Below are 23,252 nucleotides of genomic sequence, written 5' to 3' on the forward strand. Positions count from 1 at the left end.
CGCATGAGCCGGACCGACTCACGAAGGCGAGCGAAACGCTCCTTGAACGCCGGCCACTCACCCTGATGGCCCGTGGCGATCTCATTCAGGGCCTCACCCGTGCCCACGCCGAGGAAGACCCGGCCCGGGTACAGGCACGCCATGGTCGCGAACGCCTGCGCCAACACCGCCGGGTTGTAACGGAACGTCGGCGTGAGCACCGACGTGCCCAACTGCAGCCGCTCGGTGCGCTCACCGACCGCGGTCAGCCACGACAACGAAAACGGCGCATGCCCACCATCGTGACGCCACGGCTGGAAATGATCCGACACCGTCGCCGAATCCATCCCCGCCCGCTCAGCCAGAACCGCAAACTCCACCAGATCACGCGGACCGAACTGCTCGGCCGAGGCCTTATAACCGAGCTTGAGGGGTGCGTTGTCAGTCATTCGGGACTCCTGAGGGGCGATAGTTGTGAGTGTTGATCAGGGTCAGGCGGTGATGTACTTCTCGCCGAAGCGGGCGAGGGACTCGCGCTTGACCTCGAGGGGAGCGTCGTACCCGTGGCCCTCGATCAGCCAGGGGATGACGATGACGTCCGTGACGCCCGCGTCGGCGAGCTCGGCAAATCCACGGGTGCCGTACTTGTCGATGCACGCCACCTGGATGGCGAACGGCTGGCCGTCGCCACGGTCCGCCAGCGAGCGCCCGTCGGCCTCGAGCAGCTCACCGAGGCGCCCGATCGTGCTGACGATGTCGTCGAACTTCATCATCGCCGACGTCCACCCCTGGCCGACGCGGACGGCGCGGCGAAGCGCCGGCGCGGTGTGGCCGCCCACGTAGAAGGGCACTTGGGTGAGCGGAGGCGGGTCGAGCGTGAGGCGGTCGAAGTCGAAGTGCTCGCCGTGGTACTCGAACCAGCCGCCGTCGCCGGCCAGGCGGAGGATCTCGAGCATCTCGTCCACCCGCTTGCCGCGACCCGGGTAGGGGACGCCGCACCAGGCGAACTCGTTGGGATCCCACCCGATCCCGACGCCCAGGTCCACACGACCGCCGGTCAGGTGGGACACCGTGGACAGCTGCCGGGCCAGCAGGAGGGGCTGACGAGGGCCGAACTTGAGCACCTGTGGGCAGAACCGGATGGTCGAGGTGACCGCGCCCATGGCTGCGATCGCCGTCAGCGGTTCGACCCACGGGGTGTTCTCGTCCCACATCCGCGACCCGTCAGGGGTGTACGGGTAGTCGGTGTCCTGCCGGTGCGGCAGGAACAGCGAATCAGGGAGCGTGATTCGCGCGAAACCGGCATCCTCTGCCGCACGGGCGAGGTCGAGGATCTGGTCGATCGGGCTGAACGCGATCGGGGTGGAGAACTGCATGGGGCTACCTCTGCTGTCGGGGTCGGGGACGGTGCGGTTCTCAGCCCCGACACGGCGGCCCGACACCGTCACTGTAGTCAAGTGTGTACATACGCTGTAGTCACATGTGTACACCACGGTAGGGTCGGCGCGTAACCCCCGCCCCGGTTGGCCACACCGGCAAACGGATCGACACCGTCGCCACCGTCGGCGGGTTGACTGCGCACACCGCAACTCACCATGGCAACGTGCGCACTTCCCGGAATCAATCTGAGCGAATCCGGGCCAGCCGGTCGTGCCGTCGGCCAGTGTGGAATCACCCCCGGTTCCTCACAGACGACAAGGCCAGCCGATGAAGCCCGCCCCGCTCGACGAGTTCCCCGTTCACCAGACCCCGCTGTCGATGGCGCAGGTGTCGACGAGTGACCGGAACTTCTACGACCGCAACTACTTCAACGCCCACGACCGCTCCGGCGAGGTGTTCCTGGTGACCGGGTTCGGGGTGTATCCGAACCTCGGCGTGGTGGATGCGTTTGCCACGGTCCGCCACGGGGACACGCAGCGGTCGGTGCGATTCTCGGATGCGCTCGAGGCCCGGTCCACCGAGCCGAAGGTCGGCGGCTACCAGATCGAAGTGATCGAGCCGCTGCGGTCGCTGCGGGTGGTGTGCGAGCACGAGGACCTGTCCATGGATCTGCGGTGGGAGGGCTCGTTCGAGGCGGTGCTCGAGGAGCGACACATCCTCATGGACGGGCCGCGCACGATGTTGGATGCCAGCCGGTTCGCGCAGGTGGGGAGCTGGTCGGGGATGTTGAACGTCGACGGCGAGGACTTCGCGGTGGACCCGGCCGTGTGGCTCGGCACCCGCGACCGATCCTGGGGCATCCGCCCCAGTGGCGCGCCGGATCCGCAGGAGCGCTTCGCCGAGGAGCCGCGGGACGGGTTCTGGTGGACGTACATCCCGCTGCGGTTCGACGACTTCGCGCTGGTGATCATCCTGCAGGAGAGTCCCGACGGTCACCGCAGCCTCAACCACGCGAGTCGGGTGTTTGCCGACGGCCGCATCGAGCAGCTGGGATGGCCGCGGATGGAGGTCGACTACCGCGCCGGCACCCGCCACCCCGAGCACGTTCGCGTGCACCTGACCACGCCCCGGGGCGAACCGCTATTGCTGGAGATCGACACGCTGCTCGGCATCCCGCTCAGCATGGGCTCGGGCTACGTGGGTGACCCGGCCTGGTCGCACGGCCGCTGGATGGGCCGCGACTGGAGCGAGTCCGTCTCCTATGACATGACCTCCACGGACGTCACAGGGATGCTCCCGTACAACGTCGTGGACCATGTGGCGCGCGCGAGGTGCAACGGCGCCGAGGGCTGGGGCATGTTCGAGCACGCCAATATGGGCCGCCACGATCCGTCGGGGTTCAAGGACTGGGTGGATATGGCGAAGTGATGTCGGAGGCTCCCGATATGGTCAAGGTCTGTTCATCAAGGCTGGGAATCATAGGGAGCTCCATTGCGGCGTCTTGAGGTCGTTGCGGCAGTATTTGTTTGCGACGGCACCGTTCTTGCCTGCCGCCGCGCGCCCGGCAAGACTGCTGCGGGTTGGTGGGAGTTTCCGGGCGGGAAGGTCGACGAAGACGAGACTCCCGAGGCCGCCTTAGTTCGCGAGATCCGGGAAGAACTTGGGATCTCCATCTCGGTCGACGCCCTCATCGACAGGTCCGTCACCACAGTCGGCGACAACGACATTGATCTGTCCTGCTATCTCGTGACGTCCGCAGACGTGCCAACGCACAGCACTGACCACGACGAGCTGCGGTGGGTCTCCATTGGCTCGCTGCCCGCCCTCGATTGGGCCGCTCCAGACCTCCCGGCTGTAGCAATCCTCACGTCCTCCGAGTACCGGGTTCAGTTGGAGCAGCATCAGTGAGTGCACCGCTGCCTGACGGCCTCTACGAGTCGGTCCTTACTCCTCGGATCCAACGCCGGCTGGCGGTTACTGAACGTGCTCACAGCGTCGTCGATCTCGATCCCACACTGGCTCCCGAGATACTTGGTCGCCATGTTGGCGATGCAGTTCGGCGGCATCTCGAAACCCTCGAAACTGACAAGCGAATGGCGTTCGTCGAGCGTCTCGTCGAGGCGCTTGATTCCGATGATGACCTCGCCGGCGGCTCGATCCTTCAATCCATCTATCCCACTGGCAAGTCTCAGCCACGACGTCCCTCCACGCCGCTATCGGAGGGCGCGCTTCTCACCAACGCCCGCGACGAACCCGGTCTCGGCAACGAGCTCGCCCTCGAAATGGAGTCTGCAGATGAGGTTGATCTCCTCTGCGCCTTCGTAAAGTTCACCGGCGTGACGGTGCTTGCTCCGCAGTTCGAGCTACTCGCCGAACGTGGAATCACTCCGCGCGTTCTCACCACGACGTACATGGGCGCAACGGATCGGAGAGCCCTCGACGTACTCGTGCGGGATTACGGGGCGCATGTCAAAGTGCGCTTCGAGAAGGCCTCCACGCGACTCCACGCCAAGGCCTGGCTCTTTCGCCGACACTCGGGATTCGACACTGCCTATAAGGGCAGCTCAAACCTGTCCCGTTCGGCGCTCGTAGACGGCCTGGAATGGAACGTGCGACTTTCGTCCGTGATCCACACTGCTCAGATCGCCAAGTTCCGAACGGTCTTTGACTCGTACTGGAATCTGCCGGACTTCGAGCCATACGACCCAGAGCGCGACGCTGACAAGATAGACCAGGCGCTAGAGGAGGCCGGTGGTCGCAAGAGCGGCTCCGTCCTGGTCACACTCGCTGGGCTCGAAGTGCGTCCGTTCGGCCACCAGCAGCTGATGCTCGACGCGCTTGCCACTGAGCGCGAGGTCTTCGGGCATCACCGAAACCTTCTGGTCGCCGCTACTGGCACGGGAAAGACCGTCGTCGCGGCGCTCGACTACCGCAGGTTGGTCGAAGAAGCCGGCGGCACGCAGCCTTCACTGCTCTTTGTCGCGCACCGCAAAGAAATCCTCGTCCAGGCGCTACGGACATACCGAGCGGTGCTCGGCGATGGTTCCTTCGGCGAACTCTTCGTCGGTGGCGACCGACCACGCAAGTGGAAGCACGTCTTCGCCAGCATCCAGTCCCTCGATCGCGATTCCGATGCATCGGATCACTGGGATGTACTTGTCATTGACGAGTTTCATCACGCAGAGGCCTCTAGCTACCGGAGGCTCCTCTCGAAGTTCCACGCCGGCGAAGTGTTGGGACTGACTGCCACACCTGAACCCGCTGACGGCGTCGACGTTCGTGAGTTCTTTGATGGCCGCACAGCGTACGAGCTGCGGTTGTGGGATGCGCTCGAGCAGGATCTGTTGTGCCCGTTCCACTATTACGGGATCTCCGACAACACCGATCTGCGCGATGTCGAATGGACCGCTGGTCAATACAGTCCAGTAGCGCTCTCTGCGTTGTACACCGGCAACGATGCTCGGACACTGCTCATCCTCAAGGCGCTCCGCGAGAAGGTCCTAGACCCCTCACGGATGCGGGCTCTCGGCTTTTGTGTCTCAGTTGACCATGCCAACTACATGGCCGAAACGTTCACCGCCCGGGGTCTTCCGTCTGCCGCCATAGTCGGCACCACGGCCCCCGACGAGCGCCGCGCCCTGGTCGAGCAACTGAAGGCGGGCGAGCTGCGATGCATCTTCACCGTCGATGTCTTCAACGAGGGCGTCGATATCCCGTCTGTGGATGTTGTTCTCATGTTGCGTCCGACCGCCAGCTCGACGATCTTCATTCAGCAACTCGGCCGCGGCTTGCGTCGCTCCCCGGGCAAAGCGGTTCTCATCGTCTTGGACTTTGTGGGCCAACATCGTGCCGACTTCAACCTCGCTGGCAGGTTCCACGCAATGACCGGGTTGTCGCGCCGCCGCCTCAAGTCTGACCTCGATGTGGGATTCCCGTCCCTTCCCGGCGCCTCGCGGATCGTTCTCGACGAGGTATCTCGAGAAGAGGTCCTCCAGTCGATAAGGATGGCAGTCAATGCCAATACCAAGAACGCTCTAGCAAAGGACCTGTCATCACTAGGAGAAGTCCCCAAGCTGGCCGAATTCCTCGATGAAACCAATCGCGACCTGGACGACGTATACCGCACAGATCGTTCCTGGACGACGATCGTGACTATCGCGACGGGGCAGGCCGAGCCAGAAGGCGAAGAAAAGAAGCTCCTCAAAAAGCTCCAACGCTTGAGGACAGTTGACGACATCGACCGCATTCGAGAATACGCCCGCGTAGCCGAAACCATCTTGGCCGGCGACGCGCTCACCCGCGACGATCTTTGGGCGTCAATGCTCGTGGACTACCTGGTCCCTTCACAAGCCACGCCTGACTTTGCTCGCACCGTCACCGAACTCGCTGCGTTCCCCCGGCTCTTCGAGGAACTGATACAGCTCATGGAAGCTGCGACCCGGAACATCCACCACGTTCCGCTTCCACTCGAGGGCAACCTCGTTGACCTCCCCCTGCGATCACATGCGAGCTACAGCCGCGAGGAACTCCTTTCAGCGCTCGACTGGCGCGGCAAGGACGGAAGACCGCAGGGATCCCGCGAAGGCGTCGCTTGGTCTGAAGCCCACCAGACCGACATCTTCTTTATCAATCTCCACAAGGACGAGGCCATCTTCAGCCCGTCGACGATGTACCGCGACGTCCCTGTTTCGCCAACGTTGTTTGACTGGGAATCGCAGTCGGGCACCTCGCAGTCATCGAAGACCGGCCGTCGATACCTCAGTCAGCGTGAGATCGGGACCAACGTCCTACTCGCGGTCCGGAACTCACCGAAAGATGACGTAGCGACTGCGCCCTTCATGCTGTTGGGCAACGCTGACTACGTCTCGCACTCCGGCGAACGACCGATCCAGATTCGCTGGGAACTTCGGCGTCCAATGCCTGCCGATGTCCTCGCTCACGCATCAGCACTGAGTGTTTAATTTGGATGATTGGGGCTACCCAGTCACGGAATCCTCCCTCGGAGCCTCCCCTGACACTTCGGACCAAAGAACAGCTGAAGACCAGGATGGCAACTCGACCGACGCGAAAACAACACCCAGCGAGCAATAGCTGCGGTCGCGAGGACGAGTGACGTCTTGAGCATCCCGTCGGGCGGGGAATCGCTGAGAACACAGAGCCTCCCCGGCCACACTGCAGATCCGCCGTCAACCCCGAGCATTGTGCGCGCCGGGGCCGGGACACCTGCGACCGGCTCCGACGCGTGGACTACACCCGCTTCTCGACCGGGCGAATCGCGGCCTTCCAGATCTCGATCGAGCGAGCCACCGCGGTGTCGAGCGAGAGCCTGCCGTCGGCAATCAACGGCGCCAGGCTCTTGTTGAGACCCAGGCCCATCCGGGTGACGAACTCGGGTTCAGTGACGGGATCAATCAGCCCGCTGTCTCGGGCATGTGTGATGAAACTCGCCGTTCTGTCAATCACCTCCTGCTGGATCTGATCCCACCGCTGTTTGACCGCCTCGTCGGCAATGGACTGGTGGTCCATGACGACCAGGAACGAGCGGTAACGGACCTCCACCTCCAGCGTCGTACCGATTGTTCGACGCAGTATGCCCAGGACATCGGTCTCGCCCTCTCTTCGCACCCGTTGAGCTTCGAGATACGCGTCACCGACCTCGCGCGCGAGCACCTCGAACACCTCCTCCTTGGATGAGAAGTACACGTAGAAGGTGGCACGACTCACGCCGGCGGCCTCGGTGATGTCAGCAACGGTCGTGGCGGCGTACCCCAGTCGCTCGAACACCCCCCTGGCCGCATGTACCAACTGCAGGCGCCGTGGAGAACCTTCCCGATCGCGGGCGGAGCGCACAGACCATCCATTGTCAGCCATGCCGCCAGCCTATCCCGCTTCCTCACGGATATTGACATTAACGTCAACGTCAATCACGATCAGTGTGACGCAGACAACAGCGCAACGACTTTCAACCGTCTAGGAGCATCGATGAAGGTCCTGATCGCCAACCGTGGCGAAATCGCCGTGCGGATCGCCGAGTCCGTGACCGCACTGGGGTGGACCACTCAGCACGTACACGCCAGGGGTGAGCAGCCGCTGAGCGAGGACTCCGTCCAGCTCCCCCTGACCGGAGTCGGCGCCTACCTCTCGCCCGAGGACCTGGTCCGGACCGCAGCCGCCACCGGATGCGACATGGTCCATCCGGGCTACGGGTTCCTCTCCGAGTCGGACGAGCTCGCGACCGCCTGCGCGAATGCCGGCCTCGCCTTCATCGGCCCCTGCCCTGAACTACTCGCACTGTTCGGTGACAAGGTCCGGAGCCGGGCCCACGCGCAGGCCACCGGTGTCCCCGTCCTCGAATCCACTTCGTCGCCCGCCGACGTGAGCGAGATCCGCGCACTGTTGGATCGCCACCCGGCCGGTGTCATGGTCAAGTCCGCGGTCGGCGGCGGCGGACGCGGCATGCGTGCCGTGACCGACCCCGCCGAGATCGAGGAAGCCGTCGCCCGCTGCTCCTCCGAGTCGCTCCGCGCCTTCGGCCAGAGCGACCTGTACGCCGAGCGCTACGTCCCGCTCGCGCGCCACATCGAGATCCAGGTCGTCGCCGACGGAACAGGGTCCGCCATCGCCCTCACTGAGCGGGACTGCTCCATTCAGCGCCGCAACCAGAAGATCATAGAGGTCACGCCGAGCCCCGCCCTCGCACCCGAGCACCGCGAGCGGCTGATCTACGACGCACGGCGACTCATGCAGGGGATCGGCTACCGCGGACTAGCGACGGTCGAGTTCCTGGTCGATGAGGGCACGCTGCGCGAGACCGGCTGGCTCGATCACATCTTCATCGAGGTCAACCCCCGTCTCCAGGTGGAGCACACCATCACCGAGGAACTCCTGGGCATCGACCTAATCGGACTCCAGCTCCGCATCGCGACCGGGCAGACCTTCGCCGACCTCCCCGAGATCGTCGGCCTAGACCAGCGCAGCATCAGCTCCATCGCGTCCCCGCCGCAGAAGTACGCGATGCAGAGCCGGGTGAACGCCGAGCATTTCTCGAACGGGATCTGGGCCCCCGCCACCGGCACGGTGGACCGACTGACACGTCCCGACGGCGTGCGGGTCGACACCTACCTGCGGAGCGGCACGGTCATCGACGGCACCTTCGACTCGCTGGTGGCCAAAGTCGTCACGGTTACCGAGGGCGACTTCGCCGACGCCACCTCCGCAGCCTCGGATGCCCTCCGCGCCCTGACGGTCGACGGGGTGGCCACCAACCGCGCGTTGATCGAAGAGATCCTGTCCGACGCGGCCTTCCGTCGCGGCGAGTTCTCCACCCGACTGCTGGACGACCATCTCGCCGAGCAGTCGACCCCAGAGACCAACTCACCTGCTGACCCCGGTGCCTCCAACCCTCACGACGGCCGCACCACCACCCCGGTCTCCGGGGCCGTCGTCGGCGTGAACGTGCAGGTCGGCCAGACGGTCGGGCCACGCGACACGCTCGTCGTGGTCGAAGCCATGAAGATGGAACACGCGATCACACCCCTGGCCAAGGGGATCGTGACCGCAGTCAACGCCGAGGTCGGGCAGCAGGTCACCGCGGGCGATGTGGTCGCCGTGGTGGATTACACATCCGGCCTGGTTGACGACGACGACGACGTCGACCAGGGCCCCGACCTGGAACACATCCGCCCGGATCTCGCGGAGTACCTCTCCCGACGGCACCGGACGATCGATGAGAATCGCCCGCAAGCTGTGGAGAAGCGCCACGCCAGGGGTCATCTGACCGCACGCGAGTCCATCGACAGACTCGTCGACGAGGGCTCGTTCCTCGAATTCGGGACCTTCCCCGTCGCCGCGCAGCGCCTACGACGCGACATCGACGACCTCATCGACAACACCCCCGGTGACGGCATCATCACCGGTCTCGCCATCATCAACGGCACCGAGGTCGCGGTCCTGGCCTACGACTACACGGTGCTGGCCGGCACGCAGGGCCACTTCAATCACGCCAAGACCGACCGGATGCTGCAGATCGCAGCCGAACGCAAGGTCCCGGTCGTGCTGTTCGCCGAGGGCGGTGGTGGCCGCCCGGGAGACGTGGACATCAATGTCATCCGGGCCGCCGGCCTCAACCTGACGACATTCGCCGCGATGGGTGCGCTCAGCGGTTCGGTGCCGACCATCGGCGTGGTCACCGGCAGGTGCTTCGCCGGCAACGCCGCCCTCTTGGGCTGTTGTGACGTCATCATCGGCACCGAGGACGCCACGCTCGGCATGGCGGGCCCCGCGATGATCGAGGGCGGCGGGCTCGGCACCTTCACACCTGAGGAAGTCGGCCCGATGTCGGTCCAGTCCCGCAACGGCGTCGTCGACATCCTCGTCGAGGACGACGCCCGGGCGATCGACGCCGCCCGCGGCTACCTCGCCTACTTCGACCGCGAGGCGACCCCGTGGACGGCCGCGGACCAGCGGCTGCTCCGCCACTCGATCGGAGAGAACCGCAAGCAAGTCTACTCCGTCCGCGACCTCATCCGGACCCTGGTCGACGAGGGTTCGTTCACAGAGCTTCGCCGCGAGTTCGGCGCCGGCATGATCACCGGACTCGCCCGGGTCGAGGGCGAGTCGATCGGCCTGATCGCGAACGACCCCGCGCACCTGGGCGGAGCGATAGACGCCGACGGGGCGGACAAGATGGCCCGCTTCCTCCAACTCTGTGAGGCTCACGGGCTGCCGGTCCTTTCGTTGTGCGACACCCCCGGCTTCATGGTCGGCCCGGAGTCGGAGAAGACCGCGACCGTGCGTCACTTCTCACGACTGTTCGTGATCGGCGCCCACCTGAGCATCCCCACCATGACGATCATCCTGCGCAAGGGCTACGGCCTCGGAGCCCAGGCGATGGCGTTGGGCAGCTTCGTGAGCACGCACGCCACCGTCGCCTGGCCCACCGGTGAGATCGGGGGAATGGGACTCGAGGGTGCCGTCACCCTCGGGTTCGCCAAGGAACTCGAGGCGATCACCGATCCCGAGGAACAGAAGAAACAGTACGAGCGACGTGTTGACGAACTCTACGAGGAGGGCAAGGCGATCAATGCCGCGATGAAGCACGAATTCGACGAGGTCATCGATCCGGCCGCCTCTCGCCAGTGGGTGCGACGGATCCTGCTCGACCAGAAGAACCGGGACCGGGACGCGGACCGTGCCCGCAACTACATCGACACGTGGTGAGGACAAACATGCTCGACCTGACAGAACTCAACAGCTACATCAGCGATCTCAAACGACTGCAGGACTCCACCCGCCCGGCCGGACTCCCCTCAGAGGTCCACTACCCGGCCGGTGAGATCAGCATTCCCGCGCATATCTCGCACTGGGCCGACGTCCGAGGCGCCGAGACCGCCCTGGTGTTCGACGGCCGCGAGTACACCTTTGCCGAGGTGGACGACCTCCACAGGCGGATCGCCGGATGGATGAGCTCCACCGGCGTGACGAAGGGAGACCGGGTCGCCCTCCACATGGGCAACTGCGCCGAGTTCTACCTCTGTTTCCTCGCCGTGTTGCGACTCGGCGCGGTGCACGTCCCGGTCAACCCGATGTTCGCCCAAGCCGAACTCAACCACGAGCTCAGCGACGCGGGGCCGTCCCTGATCCTCTGCACCTCCGCGCTCAAGCATCTATCGGAGAACGCCGGGGACGCCCGCGGGGACGCGGTGATAGCCGCGGTCGACGAGGATTGGGACCGGATCATCGGGGCCGCGCCGTACCGCGACGACGACGGAGACCTCGATTCACTGGCGGCGTTGAACTACACAGGCGGCACCACCGGTCTCCCCAAGGGATGTACGCACACGCAGCGGGACATGCTCTACACCGCGGCCAGTACCGCGACGGCCACCGAACTCCCACGGGACGGGTCGTTCACCAGCCTCTGTTATCTTCCCGTCTTCTGGATCGCCGGCGAGGACCTCGGACTCCTGCTCCCGATCGTCCTCGGCGGTACCTCTGTCCTGTTGGCCCGGTGGAACGCGGCTGAGGTCGTGGATGCGATCGAGAAGTACGGCGTCTCCGTGATGATCGGCACCGTCGAGAACTATCTCGAGATCATGGCGATGCCCGACGTTGCGGACCGGGACTTCTCCTCGATGACCGATCCGCAGGCTGTCTCCTTCGTCCGCAAGATGTCCCCCGAGGTCCGGCACGACTGGGCGCGGAGCACCAACTGCACCGGTGTTCTCCGCGAGGCGGCCTACGGCATGACCGAGACCCACACCCTGGACGCGATCCCCTACGGGATGGCGGAGAATGACTTCGATCTCAACGCCGAACCCGTGTTCTGCGGCCTCCCGGTACCGGGGACCGACATCGCGGTGGTCGAGTTCGGAACCCAGCAGCCGGTCGCGCTCGACGAGGTCGGCGAGATCATCGTCCGCAGCCCCTCTGTGACCAGCGGCTACTGGCGGAACGAGGAGGCCACCGCCGCGCAGATCGTCGATGGGTGGCTCCACACCGGGGACACCGGACGCATCGACTCCGACGGCTACCTGCACTTCCTCGGCCGGCAGAAGGAGATGATCAAGGTCAACGGGATGAGTGTCTTCCCGGCCGAAGTCGAGCTCCTCGTCTCACGCCACCCGGACGTCCTGGCCGTCGCCGTGGTCCCCATGGCCGACCCCGAGACCGAACAGCGTCCGCTGGCCTTCGTCCAGCCGCACGCCGGCTCGTCCCTCACCGCGACCGAACTCGAGGCGTGGTGCCGCGAGAACATGTCGCGCTACAAGCTCCCCCTGATCGAGATCGTCGAATCCATGCCGATGACGGCTACGGGGAAGATCCGGAAAACCGCCCTCACAGAACGCGCGTCGCGCGGCTGATCCCTCAAGAGAGAGAAGAAATCGTGCACAGAGAGAAAATCTCCAGGAGAGACCTGGGGCTCCTGATAGGCATCGCGGTCTACTTCTGTGTGGCCATCATGCCCTGGTCTCACGAGCTCTACCTTCTGAACATCAGCTTGACCGCCTGGATGCTCACCTCGCTCATGTTCCTCGCCCCGCTCCTCTCGATGCTCGCGGGCAGCCTCGACGACAGGGAGGACGCGGTATGAGTGTCCTCATCGTTCTCGTCTACTTCGCGATCCTCATCGCGATCGGACTCCTTGCCCGACGCAGGGTGGCCGGCTCCACGGAGGAGTTCTTCATCGCCGGCCGGAGTCTGGGCACATTCGTCAACTCGTGGGCGTTCCTCGCCTCCCTCGCCAGCGGCGGCTCGATCCTCGCGGCCACGGGCACTGCGGTCGCCCTCGGCCTCCCCTACTTCACCGCGCTGGTCGCCGGCGCACCTGTCGGGTTCGTCGTGGCCGCGATCCTTGTGGCGCGGCCGCTGCGCCGCACCGGAAAGTTCACCGTTCCGGACTACTTCCGGCTGCGCTACAACAACGCCTTCATGAGGTGGGCGGTGCCCATCATCGTGGTGCTCGCCAGCGGCGCCTATCTCGTTGCACAGCTCAAGGGTGCCAGCATCGTCGGCAGCTACCTGCTGGGATGGGACATCACCGCCAGCCTGTGGGCCACCGGAATCGTCTTCATCCTGTATGTGTCGATCGGCGGCTTTCTCTCGGTGACCTGGAACGACATCTTCCAGGGCATCCTCATGTTCTCCATGGTCGCGGGCCTGTCCGTAGTGGTCATCAACGCGGTCGGCGATCCGCTCATCGCGTTCGAGTCCGCCACGACTCAGTTCCCCACACTCGGCGCCGTCTCCGAGGGCGTGCCCGTCATCTCCTATGTCGGGGCCTTCCTCACCTTCGCCACTGCGATGTCCGTTCTCCCACACGTGATCATGCGGGTGTTCTCCGCCAAGAACGAGAAGTCGGCCCGAAAGTCACTGAACTACGCCACGCTCATCTACGGAACGATGATGTTCCTGGTGCTGTTCGTCATCTCGGTCGGCGCGGCCGTCCTGCTCGACGACATCGACACCGCCAACCCCGATGCCGCGTTCCTCGAGCTCACGGACCAGCTCCTCCCCTCGATCTGGCAGGGCTTCGTGGTAGCCGCGATCCTCGCCGCCGTCATGTCGACGACCGCCGGACTTCTCCACGCATGTAGTGCCGCTATCGGCCATGACCTCTACCACCGCATCATCCGGCCACAGGCATCGGAGCGCGAGGTCGTGCGGGTCTCGTTCGTGGCGACCTGGGTCATCGGGCTCGTGTGCATCATTCTGACGCTCAACCCGCCGGACCTTCTGATCGTCCTGTACACCGCGGCCGTCGGGCTCCTCGCATCTGCGTTTTTCGCACCCATGGTCCTGGGAATCTGGTGGACGCGAGCCAACAGTGCCGGGGCCACAGCCGGCATGTCCGCCGGTGCGATCGCCTTCGGACTGGCCTATTTCCTGCTCGACCTCGGCCCTTCCACCGAGATCCTCTTCGGGCTCCCGGTCTCCTTCCTGGTCACGATCGTGGTCAGCCTCCTCACCCAGAGGGAGACGCTCGGAGACACCCAGTTCGATCACGCGGAACCTGCCGAGGAGAAGGACTCGGCACCCAGCGTCGATCGGCCCGACACCGCACCCGCATCGAGCGCTCCGTAGCAAGAACACCGTCGGGGAGTCCTCTCCGGTCTACACACGGCGGGACAGCATAGCCAGCCCATCTCGTCGGAAAACGCAAGAGCCGCCGCCCGGTACGAGCACCGGGTGGCGGCTCTCGTTCGTGACGGCACACGCTTCGTCGTCATCATCGTCGTTGTCGTCATTCCCCTGCGCGGCCCCTCGCGACCAACTACCCCTTCGGACGGCAGCTCACCATCAAGTCGATCCGGCCGCTCTGCACCAGCTGGCCATCCGCGCCGAACAGCTCGAAGCGTCGCTCCAGGACGCCGGTCTCCCCCGACGACGTGAGACGAGTCCCCGTGATGGTGATCTCCGCACGCACCGTGTCACCGGCGCGGATCGGCAGATGGAACCGCCAGCCGTCGATCCCGAGCAACGCCACCGAACAGCCGTCGAACACACCCACCCGCGACGCGAGCCCGAGGAGGACGGACAGCCCCAGCATCCCGTGCGCGATCGGGCCCCCGAAGCGCCCCTCCGCGGTGGAGACGGCGTCCGTATGCACGGGATTGGTGTCCCAACTCCAGCCGGCGAACGTCACCAGGTCGGCCTCGGTGATCGTGCGCCCCTGGGTCCGGAACACCTGCCCCTCGAAGAAGTCCTCGAAGTACCAGTCGGTGGGCATCTTCGGCGTTGTGGTCATCGGTTGCGCACCTCTGCTCTGCCCGGCGCCTCGGCTGTCGCGGACGCGAGCGTCGTCGATTGGTTTGGCCGCGAGTGTTCCACGGCGCGCCGCCCGTTACCGCGAAAGTGGTGGCGGCACCTGCTCCCGGGGCTGCGGTGACTCCGTACCCGCGGGGCACGCGCCCAGGGCGGCCGGGGGCATCGGACCGGTCGCAAACCCACTGGCGGGCTCCTAGCGTGGCTGGTGTTTGATCCGGCTACTTAGGGAGTCCGTCATGATCGACAAGGAACTACTCGATCGTTTCTATGGCGCGGTCGTCTACGACAGTTCGGGAGACAAGATCGGCAAGATCAGCACCGTCTATCTCGACGACCGCACCGATGAACCCACGTTCGCCACCGTCTCGACCAGCCTCCTCGGAACGTCCGAGAGCTTCGTGCCGTTGCGGGACGCCCGCTTCGACGGCAGCGATATCCGCGTGGAGTTCACCAAGGATCAGATCAAGGACGCGCCGAGCGTGGAAGCCGGCCGCGATCTCACGCCCGACGAAGCGGACCGCCTGTACGAGTACTACCAACTCGACGGCGGCGGCACGGACGCGGCCGGATCAGCCCGGCCGGCCGGGCCGGCGCTGGAGGCCGAACGCGCGAGGCTGCGCAAACACGACCACCGGCGCGGAGACGGCTGAGGGCCCGGATGGCCGGCCCGTCTCATCGCGGGCTCATCCACGTAGCAAGAACTCCCGTGCCTGGCGCTCGAAGGCCTCCTTCTGCTCGATCATCACCCAGTGCCCGCAGTTCGGCAGAATGTGCACCTCCGAGTCCGGCATGAGGCGCATCGGCATGATCGACATGTCCACCGGGGAGACGCGATCGTCGCGGCCCCAGAACAGCAGCGTCGGCGCGGTGACGTCGGCCAGGTCGAAGGAGACCTCGCCACGGGAGACCTTGGCGATCGCCGCCGGGTTGTAGAGGGACTTCATCGACTCGATCACGCCCGGCTCGTTGACCTGCGCCCACCGCTCCTCCAGCAACTGCTCGGTGACCAACGCCTGATCGAAGACCATCGACCGCAGCCACCTGTGCAGCGCCGGCTTGTCCGGCTCGGCCAGGAAGTCCATGAGCAGGCGGATCCCCTCCGCCGGGCCCGGGCTGAACAACGTGGTGCCCACGCCGCCGATGCAGATGAGTCGATCCACGCGGTCGGGTTGCTTGGCCGCCAGTCCGGCGCCGACGATGCCGCCCATCGAGTTCCCCACGATGCTCGCCCTGTCGATACCCAGGTGGTCGAGGATCTCCACGCAACTGTTCCGGGCGTCGACCACGGGGTGGCCGCCGCGCACGTCACTGATGCCGAAACCGGGAAACTCGAGAACGATGCAGCGGAACTCGTCAACGAACGCGCCGACGGTCTCCGAGTAGTTCCGCCAACCCGTGACCCCCGGCCCCGAGCCGTGCAGGAACAGCACTGGCCGGCCATCAGGATTGCCGAGGTCACGGAATCCGAGACGGCCCCCACGGATATCTGCGAATTGGACGTCAACGTTGTTCATCAGTACTCCAGGATCGAGGGCCCGGTGCGGGATTCGGAACCGGTGCGTGACATTCTCGCCGCCGTCAGGGCCGCCCTCGTCCCGAACTCCCGGTCAGCGGAACACCCAGTTCTTCTCGGCGTCCGCGGCGGTCAGTGGCATCGCGATGTCCTCCAGATTCGCCCGCTCCGCCTTCACGCCGAAGAACACCTCGATCACGCCGACAAGCGTGATCACACCGGTACCCACGAAGAACGCGATGGACACCGGAGCTCGGTCCCCGGACTTGACGAGATTGTCGAACAACAGCGAGCCACTGATCCCTCCAACCGCGGTTCCGATCGCGTAGAAGAACGCGATCGCCAACGCGCGGGTCTCCATGGGGGAAGTCAAATAGGCGGCGTTGGCCCCCCGCAGAGGCGATGAAGAAGGTCACGACAAGCAGAATTCGAACAACCACAGACTGTCCGACCCGGTCAACATCACCACCTCCATAACGGCGGCCAGTAGGCCCGAACCAACGTAGGTCGCCGTGATCATGAGTTTGCGACTCACCGAGTCGAAGAAGTGACCCAACACCACCGGCCGCGCGAAGTTGGACACCGCCCAGATCGCCGTGAAGTACGGCACGTGCCGGACAGCCCGCGCGAGCTCGATTCCCGACCCGGCTTCGGTCGGCCGGGAGGCCACGTTGCCGACCATCGTGACCTCGAGCCCATCCAACACCCAGACACCGCCCAGGCCCAGCACCACCCGCCAGTGGAACCTCGACCACGGCAACCGGTCAAGACGCGACGGCACCTTGGTGGTGAGCGTGCCCAATTCCACGCTCTGAGAGCTCATGACGACCTCTTTGCCTCGGGGCGGGGGGCCTGCGCCACAATCGCAGTGGCTCCAGTCCGATCAGCAGGGCTCGTTGTCCCGGATCCCGGGTGTCGCGGCGATCAAAGGCGCGGGAGAAGCGCGCCGCCTCCGCCGCGCTGGAATACGTCTTCTCCCCGCCGTCTCCGCAGCCGCGATCGCAAGCCCAGCGCATCACCTCGGCGTCCGCGGTGAAGCGGTAATCGTGGCCGAAGACCGCGCACACACGGGCGACGGACGAAAGTCGCCGTACCCATGTCAGACACCCGTCGCACCGTGTGCCAAACCAGTTAACAGATCACACATATGCGCACCCTTAGACGGAGGGTGGCATGCGCAGCCGGTCCGGCGGGCGGGGGCGTCAGGCCGGTGTCCCTCCGCGACGCTTCTGGCTGATCTCCACCTCGAGAGCACCGTGATCGCTCTCCACCTCGAACTCGGCCTTGCCGCCCGAGTCGTCACGGAACTCGATCTCCACCGAACTCGACGACTCGTCCCGCGAGGTCACCGTCCAGCCCTCGCGGGGCGTCACCTCGCCCATCGTCACCGCGTCGGCCGCACCGGAGAACGAGACTTCGCCAGCGTCGCCCACCTCGAAGATGCCGGCGTCCGCATCAGTGAGGGTGAACTCCTTCGAGATCTCCATTCCTTCGGAATCGAGATCGACCTCGAACTTCCACCGCGCGGCACCGTTGGCGAAGTGCACGGTGAGCTCGTCGTCCTGCTCGTCGCCGACCCGATGCTGCCAGCCGTCAGCCCCGGTGATCGCGCCCAGCGACAGACGACCGTCGGCGTAGGTGAACTCCACCGTTCCCGCATCGCCGATCTGCCACTCACCGTCCCGGATCTCGTCGACGCCCCCGTCCGAGGACGCTGCCGGACCCGCGGATGTCCGCTCCCCCGATGCGCCGGCGTCAGGATCAGCGGATTCCTGGGTGGCGAGAACGGTGCTCGTCGACACGGGGACCGAGGGGGCGTCCTCGCCGGCCGTGCTGCAGCCTGACAAGACCATCAAGCTTGCCGCCAGGGTGACCGCGGCACCACTAGTGACCCTCATGATCCACTCCATTCGTCATCGGTCTTGCCGCCGATCTTCCGATACGTGGTCGAGTTGTCCACCGGAGGATCGGCGCGCGCGGGATCCCTTGGGGCACACGCCTGTGAAATGCCGAACGGGCGCTCCTGCGCGACAGATTCGCAGAGAAGCGCCCGAACGATCAGGCTTCGCGTCAGCGCCGGTTGAGCGTCTCTCGCTTGACGAAACCCCACACGGCGGTGACGACGAACAGTACGGCGCCGATGGCCGCGAGCCAGACCAGGCCCTTGACGGCAATCCCGATGATGCCGAGGGCCAGCCAGATAACGAGTAGGACGATGAGGAGTTTGAGCATGGGCGGAAACCTACCACCATGGAAAACGTTCCGCCCCGCCCAAGTGGGGGACAGTCAGGACTTGCGACTGTAGGCGATCCCGCCGCCGATGTATGCAGATCGCCGGCCCGCGCCGCGGCCGGCTCCGGCGTGGTGGTGGTGCTGCACGATCTCAGGCTGGCGGCCGCCTACTCGGACAGAGTCGCGATTCTGGGCGGTGGCGAGATCATCGCGTGCGGCCGTCCGGATGACGTCCTCACCGCAGGACTCCTGTCCGAGGTGTATCGGTATCCCGTCGAGGTATTCCGCCGCCCGGAGACAGGCGCGTTCACTCGATCACAGCCTCGCTGAACTCCGGGGGCGCACCCAAGAACGGCCGATGGGACGGCGGCTGCTTGCCATCGATGTCACGCAGGCCGAACTCCTCCGCCAGTTCGGCGGCCACCAACACCCGTCCGGAGCGCTCCATCAATCCCGGGTCGCGAAAGAGCGCATCGATCACGCGGCCGGGGAACTCGGCGGACTCCGCGGTGGCCACAAAGCTCTGGTATTGCTCCGACTCGGCGGCGCCCTCGAAGAGCGCCTCCGTCCGCTCCGTCCGGAGCATGCCCATCCACAACGAGATCGCGGCCACCCCGAACGGGCGGAAATCGTGGGCCATGTCGTGCGCCATCTTGTCCACGGCAGCCTTGCCCGCGCCGTAGGCCGGCCCGTGCATGTAGCACCGCCCGCCGAAGGATGAGGTGTTAACCACCAGGCCGCCGCCACCCGCCACGAGCAGCGGAGCCGCGAACCAACTGGCCGCATAGCTCGACCGGGTCCCGACGTCCAGGACGACCTGGAGCGAGAGCGGCTTCTCCCAGAAGGGGCCGGGCCGGGTCAGGTCGTCGTGAACGACCAGTGCGTTGTTGACCAGCACGTCCAGCCGACCGTGCTCCCGTCGCACCCGCTCGAAGAGTTCGCCGACCTGGTCGTCGTCGGCATGATCACACACCACGGGGATGCCGACCCCACCCCGAGCGGTGATCTCCTCGGCGGTGGCCGCGACCGTGCCCGGCAGGGCCGCGTCCCCCTCCCGCTGCGTCCGACCCGTCACGTAGATCGTCGTGCCCGGGCCCGCGAGGCCCAGGGCGATGCCCTTGCCCGCCCCTCGGCTCGCACCGGTCACCACGATCACGCGATCGCGTTCCACATCTGGCATGAGTTCTCCTCCAGGGTTCAGTTCGGTGATCACGGGGCGGTGATGGTGATCGGCATGTTGTCCGCGAGCGCCATGACCTCACCGAGCGGACGCGTGAGAGACCACAGCGGCATCGACCGACTGTGCGAGATTCTCCACTCACCGTCCTCGATGACGTAGCGGTCCCAATACTCCATCGCGGCGACGGTCTCCGTCGACGCGGTCAGGTCGATCTGACGGAACCGCAGGCTCCATCGCCCCTGCGCCGTGTCAGCACCGGAGATCTCGATGTCCGGGTGCACCGCGTGGTGCATGTCGAGGATCGTGTGCGCGCCGTCGTTTTTATGCAGCGCCACCTGCTCATACACCGCGGCGATCCCGTCGGCGTCCGGAAAGCTGCCCATGGGCCCGAAGTCGATCGTCGCTCCGTGCCGGATGAACGCCGCCCGGAATCCCTCGGGATCCTTGTTGTCGCACGCGCGCAGGTACCGGTGCTTGAGTGCCGTGATCTGCTGCACGGCCTCCAGCCGCGCAAGGCGCTGGTCCATCGTCAGTTCGTCCATCTGCGTTGTCATGCCATCCCTCTTATCGTGTGACACACACCACGCTAGCCCTGCCGCACGAGCGCGCGCGGCACCATTCCCAGTGGCCGGAAAGTTGCAAACCGTCCCCGGCTGGCGCAAGCACCTTCCACTGAGTGGGATACGGTGAGGGCAGTCACACCGCGGCTCCGGTCCCAACGGCGCCGCGAAAGCGCTCAGCGCACTCAACCCGAATACCCGCTCCCTCTCGCCGATTGGAGTCACCTGTGGCCACCCCTCACGATGCCCCGGATTCCCTCTCCGGCATTCTCGACCGAGTCGATTTGATCCTCGACGCCATCGCCACCGAGGGGTCGATGAACCTCACCCAGATCTCGCGCACGACCTTGCTACCGCGAACGACCGTCCATCGACTGCTCGAACAGATGACGCGTCGGCGTTGGGTCACCCGCATCCGCAACGACTACGAGATCGGGGTACGCCCCTTCCACCTGGGCACCATCGCCCGGCAGGGGCACTGGTTCTTCCGCATCGCCCGCCCACACCTGGAAACAGTGCGCGAACGCACCCGGCTCGTCGTCCACCTGGGATACTTGGACGGGACCGACGTCGTGTGGTGGGACAAGGTCGGGGACGCGAGGCCGAGCGTGGTACCCACCTACGTCGGCGGCCGCCATCCCGCGTTCCGCACCGCGGCCGGCAGGGCCCTCCTGGCCACCGAGCCGGACGACTACCTCACCGACCATTTCCCGCTGCAACTCGATCGGACGACCCGCGAGAGTCTGCAGACGCGGGATCAGTTGACCGAGGCAGTGCGTACCGCGCGCGACGAGGGCCTCGCTCGCGTCCACGGGGAACTCTTTCCCCATCTGTCCGACGTCGCGATCCCCGTCACCGTCCGACCGGTGGCCACCAGTGACGGACACCAGACCACCGTCGCCGTCTCGGTGTTCGGCCCCACGGAGCGGCTCCGTGTGGACTCCACGCTGCCCCAGGCACTCCGGACCTGCGCACTCGACATCCTGGCCGACATCGCCCACTCTCCCAGAGCGCCACGGGACTAGGAACTTCCCGACCACCGGAAACCGGCCCCCGTGACGACGATCACGCTCCCTACGGTGTGTGCACGGTCACAGCCACGAAGGGAGCCCCTGATGACCCCCACACACACTGACACCCCTGTTCGCGAGATCGAGAGCGGCAGCAACCCGAGCCGCTTCGCCCGCGGATGGCACTGCCTCGGCCTGGCCGAGGACTTCGATGACGGCAAGCCCCACATGGTCAAGATCTTCGGTACCAGCCTCGTGGTCTTCCGCACCTCCGACGGGGTGAAGATCCTCGACGGCTACTGCCGACACATGGGCGGCAACCTCGCCAAGGGCACCGTCAAGGGCGACTCCATCGCGTGCCCGTTCCACGACTGGCGTTGGGGCGGAGACGGCAAGTGCACGGGCATCCCGTACGCCAAGCGCGTGCCGGTGGCCGCCAAGACGCGCGCCTGGCCCTCGATGGTGCGCAACGGACAACTCTTCGTCTGGAACGACCCTCAGCGTTCGCAGCCCACCGAGGAGGTCACGATCCCCGTCCTCGAGGGATGGGACGATGGCGAATGGACCGAGTGGTCCTGGCAGACGTTCCTCGTCGAGGGTGCACACTGCCGGGAGATGATCGACAACGTCGTCGACATGGCCCACTTCTTCTACGTGCACCTGGCGTTCCCGCACTACTTCCGGAACGTCTTCGAGGGGCACGTGGCCACCCAGTACATGCACAGCCGCCCCCGCACGGACGTCGACCCCGACAACGCCTACGGGGACGAGGGGTCCGAGTTGCGGTCCGAGGCGTCGTACTTCGGCCCGTCCTACATGGTGAACCCGCAGCAGCTGGTAGTGGGCGACAAAACCGTCGAGGCCGTGCTCATCAACAGCCACTACCCGATCGACGAGAAGTCCTTCCTCATCAACTTCGGGGTGGCTGCCAGGAAACAACCCGGCGTCGACCCCGATGAGGCCCGCCAGGCCGCCGCGTCGCTGACCAACGCGCTCGCCTACGGGTTCGGTCAGGACGTCGAGATCTGGCGTGACAAGGCCCGGATCGACAACCCGCTGCTCACCGAGCAAGACGGCCCCGTGTACCAATTGCGCCGCTGGTACGAGCAGTTCTACGTGGACGTCGAGGACATCGAGCCGGACATGGTCGAGCGCGTCGAGGTGGAGATCGACACCGACCACGCCGTGGCCACCTGGAAACAGGAGGTCGCCGAGAATCTCGTGGCGATGGGCAGGGCCTGATGCTGGACGCCACCGCCCTCGCCTGTCCGCGCTGCGACTCGTGCGTCGAGGTGACCAAGTACTCGCGCGAACACACGATCACGCGGTGGGCCGACGGGCACGCCTCGTGCCCCGAGCTCGGGGTCGAGCCCGCCCGGTTCGCCACCGGCCGCTGCGAGACCCTCACCGCAGCCGTGCGCGCCGCCTTTGACGACGGGCTGATCGACGCCCGCGAGCGCGTGCCCGGTACCTGACCACCGACGACAGACGCCCCTGCCGACCACTCGGCAGGGGCGTCTCGCGTCCGCGCCCGTCAGAACCAGGTATCAGCACCGGTCGCGGTGAGCAGACCGGACAGGTCCGCGGCCACCGGCAGGACCGACTCGTCCAGCAGCGAGGCGTACCGGCTGTCGTGGAACATCAACGGCCTGCGGTCGCTGACGGCCGGGCCCGCCTCTACGACGCGGCCAATGAGCAGTTCGTGGTCGCCGGCCTCGACCCAGGCCTCGAGACCGCAGACGAACCACGCCGGGGCGCCGTCGATGACCCGGTGCCCACCCTCCGTCGGACACAGCGGGACATGATCGAACTTGTCCGGCGCCTTGCTCCCGGCCATCGCCGAGATGGCCTCATCACCCTCGCCCAGCACGCTCACCGCGAAGCCAGACGACGTCTTGAGGTGCGGCAACGTCCGCGATGTCTTCATCACCGAGATCAGCACCAGTGGAGGATCCAGCGACACGCCCATGAAGGACTGGCAGGTCATGCCCACCGTGTTGCCGTCGTCGTCCCGCCCGGTCACCACGCAGACGCCTGTGCCAAAACGCCCCAGGACGTCGCGCAATGCGCGGTTGTCGGTCAGATCAATCGTGTCATTCATGCTCTCCAGGGTGACCCTCACCACGTCGCGG

General features: G+C 65.7%; 22 protein-coding genes and 2 pseudogenes. 12 read left to right on the forward strand and 12 right to left on the reverse strand.

Annotated features, from left to right (window positions below; translation table 11 throughout):
• Nucleotides 1–428 (reverse strand): LLM class flavin-dependent oxidoreductase (locus ACWIFB_RS07430; RefSeq protein WP_454057835.1); only part of this gene is annotated, 428 nt, incomplete at its 3' end.
• Nucleotides 429–470: 42 nt separating this feature from the next.
• Entirely contained in the window at nucleotides 471–1,355 is an 885-nt protein-coding gene (locus tag ACWIFB_RS07435) for a TIGR03619 family F420-dependent LLM class oxidoreductase (protein WP_454057836.1), read from the reverse strand.
• Nucleotides 1,356–1,686: 331 nt separating this feature from the next.
• Between ACWIFB_RS07435 and ACWIFB_RS07440 the strand changes: the two genes are divergently transcribed.
• From ACWIFB_RS07440 to ACWIFB_RS07450, 3 genes are all read left to right on the forward strand, one after another.
• Nucleotides 1,687–2,787, forward strand: coding sequence for a DUF7064 domain-containing protein (locus tag ACWIFB_RS07440; protein ID WP_295648722.1), 1,101 nt, complete (start codon nucleotides 1,687–1,689; stop codon nucleotides 2,785–2,787).
• Between the two features lie 63 nt (nucleotides 2,788–2,850).
• Nucleotides 2,851–3,267 (forward strand): (deoxy)nucleoside triphosphate pyrophosphohydrolase, encoded by a 417-nt coding sequence (locus ACWIFB_RS07445; RefSeq protein WP_454057837.1) that lies wholly within the window; start codon nucleotides 2,851–2,853, stop codon nucleotides 3,265–3,267.
• Nucleotides 3,264–6,320, forward strand: a complete 3,057-nt coding sequence (locus ACWIFB_RS07450; protein WP_454057838.1) for a DUF3427 domain-containing protein — start codon at nucleotides 3,264–3,266, stop codon at nucleotides 6,318–6,320. The genes ACWIFB_RS07445 and ACWIFB_RS07450 overlap by 4 nt, the downstream gene beginning before the upstream one ends.
• Nucleotides 6,321–6,606: 286 nt before the next feature.
• Here the strand turns inward: ACWIFB_RS07450 and ACWIFB_RS07455 are convergent, their stop codons facing one another.
• Nucleotides 6,607–7,209 carry a TetR/AcrR family transcriptional regulator gene (locus ACWIFB_RS07455; protein ID WP_454057839.1) on the reverse strand — a complete coding sequence of 201 codons (603 nt, stop codon included), beginning with the start codon at nucleotides 7,207–7,209 and terminating at the stop codon, nucleotides 6,607–6,609.
• A 132-nt stretch (nucleotides 7,210–7,341) separates the two neighbouring features.
• Here ACWIFB_RS07455 and ACWIFB_RS07460 point away from each other — a divergent pair, with 132 nt between their 5' ends.
• Genes ACWIFB_RS07460 through ACWIFB_RS07475 form a run of 4 tightly spaced genes read left to right on the forward strand, consistent with a single transcriptional unit; the run spans nucleotide 7,342 to nucleotide 13,941 of the window.
• The gene (locus ACWIFB_RS07460; RefSeq protein WP_454057840.1) at nucleotides 7,342–10,578 is read left to right on the forward strand and encodes a carboxyl transferase domain-containing protein; all 3,237 of its coding nucleotides are present in this window, start codon (nucleotides 7,342–7,344) and stop codon (nucleotides 10,576–10,578) included.
• 8 nt (nucleotides 10,579–10,586) lie between these two features.
• On the forward strand, nucleotides 10,587–12,221 hold the full coding sequence (locus tag ACWIFB_RS07465; RefSeq protein ID WP_454057841.1) for an AMP-binding protein: 1,635 nt from the start codon (nucleotides 10,587–10,589) through the stop codon (nucleotides 12,219–12,221).
• A 23-nt stretch (nucleotides 12,222–12,244) separates the two neighbouring features.
• Complete coding sequence (locus ACWIFB_RS07470; protein WP_295648735.1) at nucleotides 12,245–12,451, forward strand: hypothetical protein; 207 nt, start codon at nucleotides 12,245–12,247, stop codon at nucleotides 12,449–12,451.
• Complete coding sequence (locus tag ACWIFB_RS07475; RefSeq protein WP_454057842.1) at nucleotides 12,448–13,941, forward strand: sodium:solute symporter family protein; 1,494 nt, start codon at nucleotides 12,448–12,450, stop codon at nucleotides 13,939–13,941. The genes ACWIFB_RS07470 and ACWIFB_RS07475 overlap by 4 nt, the downstream gene beginning before the upstream one ends.
• Nucleotides 13,942–14,131: 190 nt before the next feature.
• Here the strand turns inward: ACWIFB_RS07475 and ACWIFB_RS07480 are convergent, their stop codons facing one another.
• A complete protein-coding gene (locus ACWIFB_RS07480; protein ID WP_454057843.1) occupies nucleotides 14,132–14,605 on the reverse strand; it encodes a MaoC/PaaZ C-terminal domain-containing protein in 474 nt (157 codons plus the stop codon).
• A gap of 256 nt (nucleotides 14,606–14,861) precedes the next feature.
• On the opposite strand from ACWIFB_RS07480, the gene ACWIFB_RS07485 reads away from it, so the two are divergent.
• Nucleotides 14,862–15,275: a PRC-barrel domain-containing protein gene (locus ACWIFB_RS07485; protein ID WP_454057844.1), complete on the forward strand. Its 414-nt coding sequence runs from the start codon at nucleotides 14,862–14,864 to the stop codon at nucleotides 15,273–15,275.
• 33 nt (nucleotides 15,276–15,308) lie between these two features.
• Here ACWIFB_RS07485 and ACWIFB_RS07490 read toward each other — a convergent pair whose 3' ends face one another.
• The 5 genes and pseudogenes from ACWIFB_RS07490 to ACWIFB_RS07510 all read right to left on the reverse strand — a co-directional run bounded on the left by ACWIFB_RS07490 (nucleotide 15,309) and on the right by ACWIFB_RS07510 (nucleotide 18,370).
• Complete coding sequence (locus tag ACWIFB_RS07490) at nucleotides 15,309–16,139, reverse strand: alpha/beta fold hydrolase (RefSeq protein WP_454057845.1); 831 nt, start codon at nucleotides 16,137–16,139, stop codon at nucleotides 15,309–15,311.
• Between the two features lie 93 nt (nucleotides 16,140–16,232).
• The gene (locus ACWIFB_RS07495; RefSeq protein WP_454057846.1) at nucleotides 16,233–16,499 is read right to left on the reverse strand and encodes a hypothetical protein; all 267 of its coding nucleotides are present in this window, start codon (nucleotides 16,497–16,499) and stop codon (nucleotides 16,233–16,235) included.
• Between the two features lie 267 nt (nucleotides 16,500–16,766).
• Nucleotides 16,767–16,961 (reverse strand): annotated as a pseudogene (locus tag ACWIFB_RS07500) (MFS transporter); the annotation flags it as partial.
• Nucleotides 16,962–17,340: 379 nt separating this feature from the next.
• A complete protein-coding gene (locus ACWIFB_RS07505) occupies nucleotides 17,341–18,036 on the reverse strand; it encodes a hypothetical protein (protein WP_454057847.1) in 696 nt (231 codons plus the stop codon).
• A 172-nt stretch (nucleotides 18,037–18,208) separates the two neighbouring features.
• Complete coding sequence (locus tag ACWIFB_RS07510) at nucleotides 18,209–18,370, reverse strand: hypothetical protein (protein ID WP_454057848.1); 162 nt, start codon at nucleotides 18,368–18,370, stop codon at nucleotides 18,209–18,211.
• A 105-nt stretch (nucleotides 18,371–18,475) separates the two neighbouring features.
• Between ACWIFB_RS07510 and ACWIFB_RS07515 the strand changes: the two are divergent.
• Nucleotides 18,476–18,700: pseudogene (locus tag ACWIFB_RS07515) on the forward strand (hemin ABC transporter ATP-binding protein); the annotation flags it as partial.
• Here the strand turns inward: ACWIFB_RS07515 and ACWIFB_RS07520 are convergent.
• Nucleotides 18,678–19,550, reverse strand: coding sequence for an SDR family NAD(P)-dependent oxidoreductase (locus ACWIFB_RS07520; protein ID WP_454057849.1), 873 nt, complete (start codon nucleotides 19,548–19,550; stop codon nucleotides 18,678–18,680). The pseudogene ACWIFB_RS07515 and the gene ACWIFB_RS07520 overlap by 23 nt on opposite strands.
• Nucleotides 19,551–19,579: 29 nt before the next feature.
• The gene (locus ACWIFB_RS07525) at nucleotides 19,580–20,092 is read right to left on the reverse strand and encodes a nuclear transport factor 2 family protein (protein WP_454057945.1); all 513 of its coding nucleotides are present in this window, start codon (nucleotides 20,090–20,092) and stop codon (nucleotides 19,580–19,582) included.
• 245 nt (nucleotides 20,093–20,337) lie between these two features.
• Here ACWIFB_RS07525 and ACWIFB_RS07530 point away from each other — a divergent pair, with 245 nt between their 5' ends.
• From ACWIFB_RS07530 to ACWIFB_RS07540, 3 genes are all read left to right on the forward strand, one after another.
• Entirely contained in the window at nucleotides 20,338–21,135 is a 798-nt protein-coding gene (locus tag ACWIFB_RS07530) for an IclR family transcriptional regulator (protein WP_454057850.1), read from the forward strand.
• Nucleotides 21,136–21,225: 90 nt separating this feature from the next.
• The gene (locus ACWIFB_RS07535; RefSeq protein WP_454057851.1) at nucleotides 21,226–22,362 is read left to right on the forward strand and encodes a Rieske 2Fe-2S domain-containing protein; all 1,137 of its coding nucleotides are present in this window, start codon (nucleotides 21,226–21,228) and stop codon (nucleotides 22,360–22,362) included.
• Nucleotides 22,362–22,595, forward strand: a complete 234-nt coding sequence (locus ACWIFB_RS07540) for a hypothetical protein (RefSeq protein WP_454057852.1) — start codon at nucleotides 22,362–22,364, stop codon at nucleotides 22,593–22,595. The genes ACWIFB_RS07535 and ACWIFB_RS07540 overlap by 1 nt, the downstream gene beginning before the upstream one ends.
• 59 nt (nucleotides 22,596–22,654) lie before the next feature.
• Here ACWIFB_RS07540 and ACWIFB_RS07545 read toward each other — a convergent pair whose 3' ends face one another.
• A complete protein-coding gene (locus tag ACWIFB_RS07545; protein WP_454057853.1) occupies nucleotides 22,655–23,221 on the reverse strand; it encodes a flavin reductase family protein in 567 nt (188 codons plus the stop codon).
• Nucleotides 23,222–23,252: the final 31 nt, after the last annotated feature.

The sequence above is a fragment of the Dietzia sp. NPDC055340 genome, from assembly GCF_053645335.1.

Excerpts from the sequence above, each read along its gene's own strand:
- ACWIFB_RS07465 (WP_454057841.1), top strand. The coding sequence starts at position 10,587 with ATGCTCGACCTGACAGAACTCAACAGCTACATCAGCGATCTCAAACGA.
- ACWIFB_RS07510 (WP_454057848.1), bottom strand. The coding sequence starts at position 18,370 with ATGCTCAAACTCCTCATCGTCCTACTCGTTATCTGGCTGGCCCTCGGC.
- ACWIFB_RS07480 (WP_454057843.1), bottom strand. The coding sequence starts at position 14,605 with ATGACCACAACGCCGAAGATGCCCACCGACTGGTACTTCGAGGACTTC.
- ACWIFB_RS07435 (WP_454057836.1), bottom strand. The coding sequence starts at position 1,355 with ATGCAGTTCTCCACCCCGATCGCGTTCAGCCCGATCGACCAGATCCTC.
- ACWIFB_RS07545 (WP_454057853.1), bottom strand. The coding sequence starts at position 23,221 with ATGAATGACACGATTGATCTGACCGACAACCGCGCATTGCGCGACGTC.
- ACWIFB_RS07540 (WP_454057852.1), top strand. The coding sequence starts at position 22,362 with ATGCTGGACGCCACCGCCCTCGCCTGTCCGCGCTGCGACTCGTGCGTC.
- ACWIFB_RS07440 (WP_295648722.1), top strand. The coding sequence starts at position 1,687 with ATGAAGCCCGCCCCGCTCGACGAGTTCCCCGTTCACCAGACCCCGCTG.
- ACWIFB_RS07460 (WP_454057840.1), top strand. The coding sequence starts at position 7,342 with ATGAAGGTCCTGATCGCCAACCGTGGCGAAATCGCCGTGCGGATCGCC.
- ACWIFB_RS07525 (WP_454057945.1), bottom strand. The coding sequence starts at position 20,092 with ATGGACGAACTGACGATGGACCAGCGCCTTGCGCGGCTGGAGGCCGTG.
- ACWIFB_RS07475 (WP_454057842.1), top strand. The coding sequence starts at position 12,448 with ATGAGTGTCCTCATCGTTCTCGTCTACTTCGCGATCCTCATCGCGATC.
- ACWIFB_RS07535 (WP_454057851.1), top strand. The coding sequence starts at position 21,226 with ATGACCCCCACACACACTGACACCCCTGTTCGCGAGATCGAGAGCGGC.
- ACWIFB_RS07495 (WP_454057846.1), bottom strand. The coding sequence starts at position 16,499 with ATGGAGACCCGCGCGTTGGCGATCGCGTTCTTCTACGCGATCGGAACC.
- ACWIFB_RS07520 (WP_454057849.1), bottom strand. The coding sequence starts at position 19,550 with ATGCCAGATGTGGAACGCGATCGCGTGATCGTGGTGACCGGTGCGAGC.
- ACWIFB_RS07505 (WP_454057847.1), bottom strand. The coding sequence starts at position 18,036 with ATGAGGGTCACTAGTGGTGCCGCGGTCACCCTGGCGGCAAGCTTGATG.
- ACWIFB_RS07490 (WP_454057845.1), bottom strand. The coding sequence starts at position 16,139 with ATGAACAACGTTGACGTCCAATTCGCAGATATCCGTGGGGGCCGTCTC.
- ACWIFB_RS07485 (WP_454057844.1), top strand. The coding sequence starts at position 14,862 with ATGATCGACAAGGAACTACTCGATCGTTTCTATGGCGCGGTCGTCTAC.